General features: G+C 65.9%; 11 protein-coding genes. 8 read left to right on the plus strand and 3 right to left on the minus strand.

The window, feature by feature from the left end; translation table 11 throughout:
- Positions 1-73: 73 nt before the first annotated feature.
- The 8 genes from ACIBK0_RS17755 (at position 74) to ACIBK0_RS17790 (ending at position 8,004) form a co-directional block, all read left to right on the plus strand.
- Positions 74-565 carry an ATP-binding protein gene (locus ACIBK0_RS17755; RefSeq protein ID WP_399080938.1) on the plus strand — a complete coding sequence of 164 codons (492 nt, stop codon included), beginning with the start codon at positions 74-76 and terminating at the stop codon, positions 563-565.
- A gap of 115 nt (positions 566-680) precedes the next feature.
- Positions 681-992 (plus strand): hypothetical protein, encoded by a 312-nt coding sequence (locus tag ACIBK0_RS17760; protein ID WP_399080594.1) that lies wholly within the window; start codon positions 681-683, stop codon positions 990-992.
- A gap of 7 nt (positions 993-999) precedes the next feature.
- A complete protein-coding gene (locus tag ACIBK0_RS17765) occupies positions 1,000-5,460 on the plus strand; it encodes a DUF6531 domain-containing protein (protein ID WP_399080596.1) in 4,461 nt (1,486 codons plus the stop codon).
- The gene (locus ACIBK0_RS17770; protein WP_399080598.1) at positions 5,453-5,896 is read left to right on the plus strand and encodes a hypothetical protein; all 444 of its coding nucleotides are present in this window, start codon (positions 5,453-5,455) and stop codon (positions 5,894-5,896) included. The genes ACIBK0_RS17765 and ACIBK0_RS17770 overlap by 8 nt, the downstream gene beginning before the upstream one ends.
- Positions 5,897-6,225: 329 nt before the next feature.
- Positions 6,226-6,357 (plus strand): hypothetical protein, encoded by a 132-nt coding sequence (locus ACIBK0_RS17775; protein ID WP_399080600.1) that lies wholly within the window; start codon positions 6,226-6,228, stop codon positions 6,355-6,357.
- Positions 6,358-6,372: 15 nt separating this feature from the next.
- Positions 6,373-6,927 (plus strand): hypothetical protein, encoded by a 555-nt coding sequence (locus ACIBK0_RS17780; RefSeq protein WP_399080602.1) that lies wholly within the window; start codon positions 6,373-6,375, stop codon positions 6,925-6,927.
- Positions 6,928-7,109: 182 nt separating this feature from the next.
- Positions 7,110-7,607 carry an Imm50 family immunity protein gene (locus tag ACIBK0_RS17785; protein WP_399080604.1) on the plus strand — a complete coding sequence of 166 codons (498 nt, stop codon included), beginning with the start codon at positions 7,110-7,112 and terminating at the stop codon, positions 7,605-7,607.
- On the plus strand, positions 7,597-8,004 hold the full coding sequence (locus ACIBK0_RS17790) for an Imm50 family immunity protein (RefSeq protein ID WP_399080606.1): 408 nt from the start codon (positions 7,597-7,599) through the stop codon (positions 8,002-8,004). The genes ACIBK0_RS17785 and ACIBK0_RS17790 overlap by 11 nt, the downstream gene beginning before the upstream one ends.
- Before the next feature lie 29 nt (positions 8,005-8,033).
- Here ACIBK0_RS17790 and ACIBK0_RS17795 read toward each other — a convergent pair whose 3' ends face one another.
- From ACIBK0_RS17795 to ACIBK0_RS17805, 3 genes are read right to left on the minus strand one after another with little or no spacing between them, the layout of a single operon-like run.
- Positions 8,034-8,792, minus strand: a complete 759-nt coding sequence (locus tag ACIBK0_RS17795; RefSeq protein WP_399080608.1) for a hypothetical protein — start codon at positions 8,790-8,792, stop codon at positions 8,034-8,036.
- The gene (locus tag ACIBK0_RS17800) at positions 8,789-9,265 is read right to left on the minus strand and encodes a hypothetical protein (RefSeq protein ID WP_399080610.1); all 477 of its coding nucleotides are present in this window, start codon (positions 9,263-9,265) and stop codon (positions 8,789-8,791) included. The genes ACIBK0_RS17795 and ACIBK0_RS17800 overlap by 4 nt, the downstream gene beginning before the upstream one ends.
- A gap of 42 nt (positions 9,266-9,307) precedes the next feature.
- The gene (locus tag ACIBK0_RS17805) at positions 9,308-11,539 is read right to left on the minus strand and encodes a glycoside hydrolase domain-containing protein (protein WP_399080613.1); all 2,232 of its coding nucleotides are present in this window, start codon (positions 11,537-11,539) and stop codon (positions 9,308-9,310) included.
- Positions 11,540-11,923 lie beyond the last annotated feature (384 nt).

The raw sequence follows: 11,923 nt of genomic DNA on the forward strand, positions 1-11,923 counted from the left end.
GCCAACCAGGCATTGCCGCCGCAAGGCGCCGTTGTTGAGCGAGCTCAAATCCCCTTCCTTCCCGGAGGTATTCATGGCCACCGTAGTCCCGCCCGATACCTGGGTGTATGCCCTTCGGCTGCCCCATGACCCGCGTGCCGCACGCGTCGCACGAATGACCGTGCGGGCGGCGCTCGGCGGGCATGGCCTGCATGAAGTCCTTGACGTGGTGGAGCTGTTGACGTCCGAATTGGTCACCAACGCGTACCGGCACACGAAAGGGCCTGCCTCCCTGCGGCTGACGGCGTTGGGGGACGGGCGGTTACGGGTGGGAGTGTGGGACAGCAGCCCGTACATCCCCGCACCCTTCGACAAACCGCCCGGCGACCGGGTTCGCCCCGTTTGCGAGAACGCCGGCGGAGGGCGCGGCCTGTTCCTTGTACAGGAATGCGCGGACTCGTGGGGTGGCTGGTCGCTCGGCGACGACCTGCTCGGGAGGGGTGCCGGGAAGCTGCTGTGGTTCGAGGTCGGCTGGCCTGGAATTTCCCAGGCGGAGGCTCTTTTGTCGAAGGCAGGGCCGCATTGAGACAGATTTGCGATCTTTACCCGCCCTTGGTACCCGGCATACCCACTCCACACCCCTTTTCATTACGGTCGTTGGGTTGGCATGTGCACACAGTGAACCACGGGGGCGGGCTCGCATGTCGGACCTGAAGAAGGAAGCGACGTCGTTGCACAAGGCGGCGGCCGGGTTGCGCAAGGTGGGGCATCACACGGCGAAGCCGTTGCAGGAGTTCAAGGCGGAGTCGGATGACCTGGGCGCTCTCGGGAAGCTCGGCTCGCTGCTGGGCGCGACGGAGGACATACGCGAGGGCATGCACACCTTGGCCAAGCTGACCAAGCAGCTGCATGAGGAGTGGCAGGCGGAGGCGAAGCTGATGGGCGAGGTGTCGGACGCCTTCGACCTGCTGGATGTGCTGCTGGCCGCGGCGGCTCGCGGGAAAAAGGGCTGAGGCTCTCGTGGTCGACCTCAATCCGCTGCATTACATCAACAAGTTCAACCACATGTTCGGCGACAGTGTCGCCAGCGGTCTGGAGTTCCTGGGGATCTCCGATCCGGCGGTGGACCCGGACGGCGTGCGGGAGATCGCGAAGAAGTGGCGGCATCTGGCCACGGGCCTGGATGACGCGGCCGGCGCTGCGGGGCGGGCGTTGTCGGACGTGGAGTGGGAGGGCAAGACCGCCAAGGCCTTTCACAAGCGGGCCAAGGCGACCCGTAAGAACGCGACCGACATGGCGCACTCCCTGCGGGAGGGTGCCAAGGCGCTGGACGATTTCGCCGACAAAGCGCACGAGCTGCTCTCCGAGATCGGCGTCATCCTCGCGGAGATCGTCGAATTCGAGATCGCGGGCCTGGCGCTGTCGATCCTGACAGCGGGTGCATCCGAGGTGGCCTCCAACCTGATGGCCGGCGAACGCGCCCTGAAAGTCGTCGCGTTGATCGCCCGGATCGAGGAGGAAGGCACCGCGCTGGGCACGGCCGTGCGCTCGCTGATGGAGGTCATTCGGGGCGTGGAGCGGGCGCTGAAGGCGCTGAAGGAGATCAAGGGCGTCGCGGCGGTGGCCAAGATGGCCAAGGAGGGCGCGAAGTTCTCCGCCTTCGAGACGCTGCTGCAGGACCCGGGCGCGTTCAAGGACCCGGACAAGCTGGCCGGCATCCTCACCGAGGGTGCCCTGATGGGCATCGGCTTCGGCGTGCTCGGCAAGGCGCTGGGCAAGGGATTGAAGGCGCTCAAACCGGCCGACCTTTCCAAGCTCAGCAAGTTGTTCAAGCTGAACTGCGCCTCGTTCGAGCGGCTGAAGCTCCGCCCGGGCTTCAACAAACTGCCCGCCTCGATCCGCAACATGATCAAGAAGTTCGTGCGGGACCCGATCGACGTGGCCACCGGCGACATGGCCCTGCCCCGCGTGGACGTCCAGCTGCCGGGCGTGCTGCCGCTGATCCTGGAGCGCACGCACCTCTCGTCGTACCGCTTCGGCGGCTGGTTCGGCCCGTCCTGGGCCTCCACCCTCGACCAGCGCGTCCAGGCCGACGACGACGGCTTCGTGTACGCGGCCGCGGACGGCGCCCGGCTGTGCTTCCCCCGGCCGGACGTCGAGGCCAACATCCCGGTCCTCCCGGAAACCCGGGGTTCCCGGCTGACGCTCTCGTGGGACGACGAGGTTGACGGCGCGGTCCGCATCACCGACCCCGACAGCGGGCTGATCCACGTCTTCCACAGCCCGGTCGCGACATCAGACGACACGGCGGTCGACCTGCCCCTGCAGCACATCCAGGACCGCAACGGCAACCGCATCACCGTCGTCTACGCCGAGGGCGACATACCCGCCGCGGTCGTCCACTCGGGCGGCTACCACATAGCCCTGGACCGTCACCCGGTCCTGTCCCGCATCACCGGCCTGCGCCTGCTCGACCCCACCGCCCCGGGCGGCCCCGGCACCACCCTGCTCACCTTCGGCTACGACGAGACGGGCCGCCTGACCGAGGAGACCAACTCCTCGGGCCTGCCCATGCGTTACACCTACGACACCGAGGGCCGCATCACCTCCTGGACCGACCGCAACGGCACTACGTACTGGTACGCCTACGACGACCGCGGCCGAGTGGTGGCCACCGGCGGCACCGGCAACGCCCTCGCCTCCACCCTCGCCTACGACGACACCACCCGCACCACCCGCGTAACCGACTCCCTCGGCCACACTCGCGCCTACGAACACAACGAGGCGCTGCGCCTCATCCGCGAAACCGACCCACTCGGCCATGCCACCGCCCAGGAATGGGACACGGAACTCCAGCTGACCGCGGTCACCGATCCGCTGGGGTACACCATGCGCTACACGTACGACGAACACGGCCTCGTAACGGGGGTGATACGTCCGGACAGTACCCAGGTCACCGCCGAGTACAACGGGCTGGGGCTGCTGACCCGGGTGAGCAACCCGGACGGTACGACAATCGCGAGGGAATACTCCCCGGAGGGGAACCCCCTCGCGGTGGTCGACGCGGCCGGCCGCACGGCCCGCTTCACCTTTGACGATGCCGGCCGGCCCACCTCTGCCAGCGATGCGCTCGGTCACACGACCCTCATATACACGAACAAAGCGGGCTTGCCAGTGGAGGTCACAGACCCCCTTGGCGCAACCACCCGCTGGGAGCGTGATGCTTTCGGTCGCCCTACCGTCTTCACCGACCCGCTCGGTGTAGAGATCTCTCTGGAATGGACTGTCGAGGGCAAGCTCTCCCGCCGCACTGCAGCTGACGGTTCGGAGGAGACCTGGCTGTATGACGGGGAAGGCAACTGCACCCACCACACAAACGCAAACGGTGGAGTCGAGCGCTTCGACTACACGTACTTCGATCTCTTGTCGGCGCGCACCAGTGCCGACGGCGTGCGCTACGCCTTCGCTTATGACGCCGAACTACGGCTCACAACGGTCACCAATCCGCAGGGGCTGACCTGGGACTACGAGTACGATGCCGCAGGCCATCCGGTCGCGGAGTCGGATTTCGACGGACGCGTACAGCGCTACGTCCACGACCAGGCGGGCCAGTTGACCCAGCGCACGACTCCGCTCGGTGACGTTATTCGCTACTGGCGTGATGCCTCCGGCCAAGTAACGCGCAAGGACGTCGCTGGACGGATCACAGACTTCTCCTACGACGTGATGGGCCGCATGCTGGGGGCGACAGAGCCTGACACGGACATTGAGTGGCGCTGGGATGAGAAGGGGCAACTCCGCTCTGAGACCGTGGCCGGCCGCGATCTCAGCTACACCTACGACGAACTCGGACGCTGCGCATCCCGCATGACACCCACCGGCGCCGCCAGTGCCTGGGCGTACGACCTGGCAGGGCGCTGCACAGAACTGACGACCGCCGGGCGGAGCTTGCGTTTCGAACGCGACGCGACGGGACGTGAGACGACCCGTCGCGTCGGCCAGCACCTCACTCTCAGCCATGCCTTCGACCAACTCGGCCGCGTCACCGGCCAGACTCTCTCCAACCCCGGGGCCACGCTGCGGAACCGCTCCTACGCATACCGCCCCGACGGCCACCTGACGTCCGTCGTAGAGGCAGCCGCCGGTACGGCTCACCTTTACACCCTCGACCCCATCGGCCGTCCCTTGCAGGTCACTGCCCACAATTGGTCGGAGACCTACGCCTACGACGCCGCTGGTAACCAGACGCGTGCCAACTGGCCCGACACACATCCCCACCCGGAAGCCCGCGGCGACCGGACCTATGACGGCACGCGTATTGGTACCGCAGGCCGAATCCACTCCCGGCACGATGCCGGCGGCAGGCTGGTCCGTCGCACCCAACGCACTCTCTCTGGCAGGAAGGAGACCTGGCACTACACCTGGAACGCGGAAGATCAGCTCATGCAGGTCGCGACCCCCGAGGGCACGACATGGCGCTACACCTACGACCCCCTCGGCCGCCGCACCTCAAAACGGAAACTGGCCTCCGACGGTGAAACCGTAGTCGAACGCACCGACTTCACCTGGGACGGCACTCGCCTCGCCGAACAGTACGACCATCACACAGGCGTCGTCCTCACGTGGGACTACGACGGCCACCGACCCCTGGCTCAACTCGAACGTAAAATCGGGCCACTTGACGCCGATGCCCGGAACGCGGTTGGGATCGACCCGGGCGGGATCGCAGCAGAGATCCCGCAAACCGAGATCGACTCCCGCTTCTTTGCGGTTGTCACCGACCTGGTAGGCACCCCCACCGAACTCGTCGACGAATCGGGTCACATCGCCTGGTATACCCGCACCACCATCTGGGGCGCCACCACTTGGAACACCAACTCCACCGCCCACACCCCGCTGCGCTTTCCTGGCCAGTACGCCGACCCCGAAACCGGCCTGCACTACAACTACTTCCGGCATTACGACCCGAAAACCGCCAGGTACGTCACCCCTGACCCGCTCGGGCTGGCACCTGCGCCGAATCCGTGCAGCTACGTCGACAACCCTCTTGGCTCGATGGACCCGCTCGGTCTTGCTGCCACCCATAATCCCATTTACCCGTCGCGCCGAGAAGCGTTCAACGCAGCCAAGGACATGGCTGGCATCCCTCGTTCCGCGCAACCCGTTCGCCAATGGATTGTCGGCGGAGATGACCGTCGAGCCGGATATCCAGACTACGTCTATAGACACTGGAACCCTGCGATCACCGATCCCGATTACAATCCCAGAGGCGGGTGGGGTCGCTATTATCAGTACAACACCCCCGACGGTGTCCGAGTCATCGCCGAGCACACGGCTGACCCCAATGCACCGCTACCACATTTCCATGCGGGAACACCACAGGCAGGTGAGCCCCGAGATGTGGACATGACGGGCAAGACCTACAAGGAAATTCAACCGAAGCACCATCTCTATTACAAGCAAGGTAAATGTGGTGGCTAGTGAACTGCAGCGCAGGCTCAGGGAGCGGCGTGAGCGGCAAGAACTCGACCGCATGCTGCGTGCTGCCTCCGAGATCGTCACGGACCGTACGCTGACGTCCGAGGGTGTGCCCGACCGGGTTCTGGAGACCGTCCGGGGATTCTGGCAGATGTCCACCGATCCGATCGCGACACTGAGCGACGAGGTTCCTCCGGAGCGTCTGGGCTCCTGGGTGGAGGAACTCCTTGCCCGGCACGGCTTCCATACAGCGGCCTTCCTGTTCACTGACCTGGACCTCGCACCGTGGGTCGAGTTCCGGATGCCGCCTGCCTGGTTCACCTCGATCCGGCAGGCCACGGACGCCCCATGGGTATTCCTCGCGCATGACCTCGGTACGGTGGCCGCGGTCAGCGAGCAGGAGTACCGGTTCGAGTTCTTCGTGGCGCACGTAGCGTAAGAAGTCCGCGGGCAGAACACCCGAGGTGGTCACGGCATCCCGGGACCCCGAAGTGCGAAGACGCCATCCTCAGCTATCGCAAACAGACCGACCACCCGCTGAGCAAGTGCATCCACATCGGCGAGGACGGCAAGGTCACCATCACTGGCAAGTGCGCGCTGTATGTCAACCTGAGCGGAGACATCGGCCACACGGTCCGGTTCCGTGGCGAAGGCGGCCAGATCGTCGAGTTCAGGATCTCGGAAGCATTCCGGGAGAAGATCAGAAGGACAGCTATCCCGCAGAAGCAGCCGGATGGTCTCGGCTTCACTGCGAAGGAGTGGCAGGACTTGAAGAGGATCTGTCCCGAGATCTCGGACCCGACGAAGGGAGACGACCTGTACGGGATCCCCAGCGGCATGCTCAACGAGTTCAGGGAAGAAGTGGCGAAGTATCCGGGCAGAGTAGTCCAGGAAGGCTGACGGAGAACCTCTGAAATGTTGCACGAAATCGAGGACATCGAGCAGGAGAAGCGCCGGCTGACACACAGGCCACCGGTGCAGGACGCTCCTCCCATCCTGGGTGCGTTCGATGTCCTGACGAACAGCCCAGTCGAGAAGTACAGCGCCAGGGTTCGGTCCGTACTGAGTGCCGCCCTGGACCTGGCCGTCTCAGAATCATTCGACGGCGACGACCTTCCCGTCGACGCCGTCCCCGAGTGGTTCGCTGCCGCAAGCCGCGGCTCGTCGGCGACGATCCCCGAGTTCGCTCAGCACGGCATGGATCGCTACGCGGCAGCCATCAAGGGTGGGGCGTGGGAGCTGCAGGAGTGGTTGTTCCAGTTCGACCCGGATTCCGAATTCCGCGGCTGGGCCTGGTGGGATCTGACGCGGACCGGCGAGGGCAGGGTGCGAATCTGGGTGGACACATGGGGCGAGTCTTTCTTCGCCTGCGACGAGCTTCGCTGGCTCGCTTACACCGCTGGCGCCGACGAGGTGGGCGGCCCGATCCTGGTGAGGACCGCCGACTGGGTTTCCGCAGTCGCCCCTTGACGGGCGATGATTTTGGAGACTATGCGAGAGTGACATACGTAAGCGGAGCTTACTTGCTGGATGAATGGGTGATAGAGGTCGATGACACCCTTCTCGACGACGTCTATCGGCAGATCACGGGAAGAGTTCCTCTGCACTGAGGCATCTAGATACGTAGTGTCCCGTTGGGTGAAGGGCGCCGTATGACCGTTGATGATTTTCTCGTGAATCCGGAGGTGCTCCAGGCGCTCTACGGCTGTGTCCCGCACCTGAGTGGCGTCACGCTTCGGTCGATCAATCTGGACTGGTGCGGGCACACGGTGACGTTGCGTATCGACTTGCCGTCCTTTCCCGGTTCGGCGCCGCGGGAGTGGATCGACGCGGGAATGGATGCAGTGCAGTGTCAACTGCAGTTTCTGGCCGTGGAGAAAATATCCCTCACGGACTGGGCGCCGCCGGCCGTTGGCGACATCAATCTGGCTCCCTGGGGCAGGGAGCGGCGTATGCGGGTCACTGTCAGCGGTAGTGGGGTGGCGCTGGGATTCCACTGCAATGAATCCGTGACTGTCGGCCATGTGAGCGCATTCAAAGTCAAGGCAGACGGATCGGACAGCGGGCGGCATTTCTTTGTGGGCAAAGTCGACGCTCGACGGTATTCCGCCCTCCCCGGACCCGATGACAGGACCTTTTATGCACGCTGACTGGCTGCAACTCCTCGCATCGCCCGATCACTTGGGGGAGCTGTACGGCGGCGCCCCGCCTTCGCCCGAGGTGTGCGATCTCTTCTATGTGCACATCGATGAGCGTGGACGCTCCGTGACTCTGGGGTTCGATACGAGGAGCTTCCCTGTGAATCCGCCGCGGGAATGGGAGGTAGGGAAGCTCAACGCCTTCGAGTTCCACCTAGTCTTCGCGCAAGTGGAGGGACTACAGGTGACGGGGTGGGGTGCGTCCGAGGCGCAGAAGATTCATCTGGCCATTCATGACGGCGGGTCCTTCGAGGTAGTCCTGGGCCATGAGGATTCCGGCATCGCCTTCCGGGCTTCCACGGCTTGCCTGGCCAGGCCGCGTGCCTACCTCGCTTCTGACAGACCCTGAGCCGGAGACCCCCTTCACCCCGTCCGGCGTCAGCTCGTCACGTCCGCCATCACCCCCGCCCCCCGCCCCGGAGTCTCGTCCCAGCGGCGGATGCGGTTCGCGGTGCGGGTCAGGCGGGAGTCGCCCGGGCGTACCGCGATGTAGAAGAGGGACTCGTCCGGCTTGTGGTCGTGGCCGCCCCAGCGGACCACGCCGCCCAGCTCGGTGAGGATGTCCTCGATCACCAGGCGCTGTTGGGGAAAGAAGCCGCCCCGGGTGCCGGCGGGGTAGGAGCCGGGGCGGATCTGTACCGCCGTGCCGGAGGCCTGATTGGATTCCGCCAAGCCCTTGCGGACCTTGCCCGGGGAGCGCCAGCCGACGACGTCTCCCTTGCGGAGTTCGTCGATCTCGTAGTGGAAGCGGCGTACGACGTGGACGAGGACGGTTTCCACGTCGCCCATGCGGACCGCGATACCCGTGGTGCCTGTGAGCGGGGTGCCGGGAACCGGGCGGGTGAAGATGTTGCCGCCGTCGTCGGCGACGCGTTCCATCTCCCAGCCGTTGCGGGACGGCTTGCCGGTCATGACGCGTCTGTTGCGTGCCTCCGCCTTGCGGACGGCCTCCCGCACCTTCCCGGAGAGCGGGTTCGTGCCGGGAATCGGGCTCGGGTCCTTTCCTGCCGCGTACGCCGGGCTCGCCAGGAACTGCGAGGCGGGGAGGGAGGCGGCGATGGCCGCGCCGGTGATCACCGCCGTGCGGGTGAGCACCGTACGCCGGGATACGTGCGGAGTGTGCTGTGGCTTGTTCAACTTGTCTTCTCTTTCCTGAAGTTGTCTCTGGCGCGAAGCTCCGACGCGAACGCCGCGAAGACTCCGAGCGCCACGGCGGTCAGGGCCAGCCCCAGGGCCGCGGGGTTGACGTAGTCCGGTACGGCGGCGGCATACGTGCCGGCGCCCCTGACGTGGCAGTTCAGGTGCAGGGGGAGGTACGAGACGTCTGCGCCGGTGATGTCGGCCGCGTGCTCACGGCCCACCGCGGCTCGGCACGCGTCGGTCGTCATCGACTCGTCCTTGACCAGGTGGAGGGCGCCCCAGACGTACATGGCGGCGGCCGCCGCGGCGGCGAGGCCCGCGAAGCCGCGGAGCAGGGCGTCCTTCTCCGAGCGGCGGATGCCGTGGCGGGCCAGCGTGGTGAAGCCGAACACCGCGAACCCGCCCGCCACGGCCAGGCCGACGAAGCCGATCAGCAGGATGGCGAGGATGTTGGGTTGGTCGTCACTCATGGGGGCTTCCGGATTCCTGATCGGGGCTGGGGCTTCCGGGGGTTACTGGTTCCGGACTATGCCGTTGTACTTCTCGAAGATCTGGTAGAGCGCCATCCGCTTGGTCGCGTGCTCCTCCGCCTCCTGGCCCCAGCCCTGGTAGCGGCGCAGGACCTGGAAGATCTCCGACTCGGTGTAGTCCAGTCGCATGGAGCGCAGGGTGGTCTCGCCGGCGGGCGGGTTCTGGCCGCCGGGCTTGCCCTCCGCGTCCCACAGGTGGATCAGGGACACGGTCTGCAGGGCGTACGCGTTGTCCTTGTTGACCTTCTGCCACATCGTCCAGATGTCGGCGTCCTTGGCGGGGTCGAGGATCGTGCCGGAGACATAGCCCTTGGTGATGCAGTGGTTCCAGGCACGGATACCGACCTCGCCGCTGATCTGGGCGATGCCCGTGGACGAGTCGCGCTTCGGGGTCATGCCGCCGCCGACGCCGGTGTGGTAGTAGACGACGGCGGCGTCCACGGCCTGGTCGATGATGTCGTAGTGGCGCATCTCCCAGTACGCGGACGTCTGGATCAGCGCCTTGCGCATGTTGTAGCGGTTCGACTGCGCGGTGACCACGTCGTCGTTGGCGAGGACCGTCTCGAAGCACTGGGTGTGGCTGAAGATGCGGTTGCCGCCGTCGTTCGGGAAGCCGATCGACTGCATGTACTTGCCGATGTCGTCGTGCAGCGCGTTCAGGTAGCCGCCGAGGAAGCGGACGTCCGGGAGGACCCCGCGCGGCTTGTCGAAGGAGTTCTCGCCGATGTCGCGCCCGGAGGCGATGTTGTTGTCGATCTCGATCTTTCCGTCGCCGGAGCCGACGGTGCGCGTGACGACCTGGTCGTAGGCCCAGTCGGCCGGCAGCGGGTAGCCATAGTTCCCCGAGAATCCGGAGGACATGTCGGAGACGAACGAGGCCGAGGAGTGGCCGGCCTCGGCGACTCGCGTACACACGTTGCGAGGACCGTACACACCGACCTTGAACGGGTTCCCGGCATCCGCCATCGAGTCCTCGATGCCCTTGAAGTGGGGCAGGACGTTGCTGGTGACGTCCGCGTCGAGGGCGTCGAAGTCGACGGCGAAGAAGATCCGGGCGCCCGGCTTGAACCCGTGGTCCAGCGCCGCGTTGACGGCGGCGTAGCCGGCGGCCCGTCCGGCGGCGTAGGTGAAGCCGGAGGCGTCGCGGCCGAAGGTCTGGTAGATCGGGAAGCAGCGCAGGCCGCTCGTGGCGATCGTCTGGAGTTCGCCCGGCTGGATCGCCTTCTCGGGCAGTGAGGTCGTGCTGGGGTTGGTGAGGTACCGGCCGACGTACTTGATGCCGTCAGCCTTCAGGGCCGCCGCCCGCGCCGTGGTGATCTTCGTGACGCCGTCGCACGCCTCGCCCTTGCGGTCCTGGTCGCCGTAACTGACGAGGAGCGAGGCCCAGGTCTGGAAGTCGCCGTTGCCGTTCACCGGGAGCTTGGCGAAGGACTGGAACGTCCTCACCGCGTCGGCCAGGGAGGAGGAGAAACTGGAGGAGAAGGAGACCGGCCGCTGGTTGAGGATCATCGCGGCGGAGAAGAGGGAGACCCAGGTACCCGTCGAACCGGTCGAGACGGTGTGCGACTTCAGCCCGGACTTCGTGCCGGGACCGAAGACGCCGTTCGCGGTTCCGTCGGCCATGCCCAGCTCGTACTGGATGGCGTAGAGCATGGACTTGGACACGTCACGGGAGTTGTGGCCGTCGCACGGGATGACGAAGAAGTCGGCGCGGTTCACGTAACGGCCGTTCAGCCAGCGCTGCACGCTGCGGATGCCGTCGGACCCGGAGTTCACGGTCACATAGGCGTCCATGTTCAGCAGGCCCTTGAACACCTTGGGCACCAGGTCGCCGCCGGGGAAAGCGCCGTCGACGCCCATGTCCGTCTTCAGCTTGGCCACCGAGGACGAGACACGGGAGTTGTACTTCCCGTCGATGTCACCGCCGTCGTAGCCCTTGCAGTACAGGGCGGACTGGATGATGCGGGCGAAGTTCGCCGAGGGGGTCGTCGAGGCGTTCAGCTTCGGGAACTTCGAGGCGAGCGTCGACAGGGTGGTCGGGCCGAACGTGTCCGACAGGGTCGCGACACCGAGTTCGTACTGGAGCGCGCGGGTCAGCGCGAACATCGTCGTCCAGCCGGTCTGGCCGTTCTCGTCCAGCGCGGGGATGCCGAGCATGTTGGGGTAGGTGCGGTTGATGAACTGCTGAGCTCTCCGGACCATCTCGTCGGCCATGGGGCGCGGGTTCTCCTTCGGTGGTCGCGTACGGCGGGCGGCGCAAGGCAGGGCAACGGCACGGCGGATCACCGGACTTGAGGCGTTCCGGTCCGCAGGCAGAGGTGTCCGGCCGAGGCGCAATGTGGTGAATGCGGTGTGGCGAATGCGGTGTGGTGGAAGTGGTGAGACCGATCAGGCGCGTGAGGCGCGCACGCCCTGCACGGCAGAGGCAGGTACGTCGCCTACGGCTGAGGCGCGCGTGTCCTGTACGTCGCGTACGGCGCGCGTGTCCTGTACGTCGCGTACGACGTGTGAGGCACGTGAGGTGCGTGAGGTGCGTGAGGTGCGTGAGGTGCGTACGACGTATGCGGCGCGTGCGGCGCGTATGACTACTGCGGCGCG

It is taken from the genome of Streptomyces sp. NPDC050564 (assembly GCF_044457265.1).
Lineage (GTDB): Bacteria > Actinomycetota > Actinomycetes > Streptomycetales > Streptomycetaceae > Streptomyces.

What these genes read in the sequence shown, in the direction of transcription:
- ACIBK0_RS17780 (WP_399080602.1), top strand. Translation starts at nt 6,373, where the DNA reads ATGTTGCACGAAATCGAGGACATCGAGCAGGAGAAGCGCCGGCTGACA.
- ACIBK0_RS17785 (WP_399080604.1), top strand. Translation starts at nt 7,110, where the DNA reads ATGACCGTTGATGATTTTCTCGTGAATCCGGAGGTGCTCCAGGCGCTC.
- ACIBK0_RS17800 (WP_399080610.1), bottom strand. Translation starts at nt 9,265, where the DNA reads ATGAGTGACGACCAACCCAACATCCTCGCCATCCTGCTGATCGGCTTC.
- ACIBK0_RS17760 (WP_399080594.1), top strand. Translation starts at nt 681, where the DNA reads ATGTCGGACCTGAAGAAGGAAGCGACGTCGTTGCACAAGGCGGCGGCC.
- ACIBK0_RS17755 (WP_399080938.1), top strand. Translation starts at nt 74, where the DNA reads ATGGCCACCGTAGTCCCGCCCGATACCTGGGTGTATGCCCTTCGGCTG.
- ACIBK0_RS17805 (WP_399080613.1), bottom strand. Translation starts at nt 11,539, where the DNA reads ATGGCCGACGAGATGGTCCGGAGAGCTCAGCAGTTCATCAACCGCACC.
- ACIBK0_RS17790 (WP_399080606.1), top strand. Translation starts at nt 7,597, where the DNA reads ATGCACGCTGACTGGCTGCAACTCCTCGCATCGCCCGATCACTTGGGG.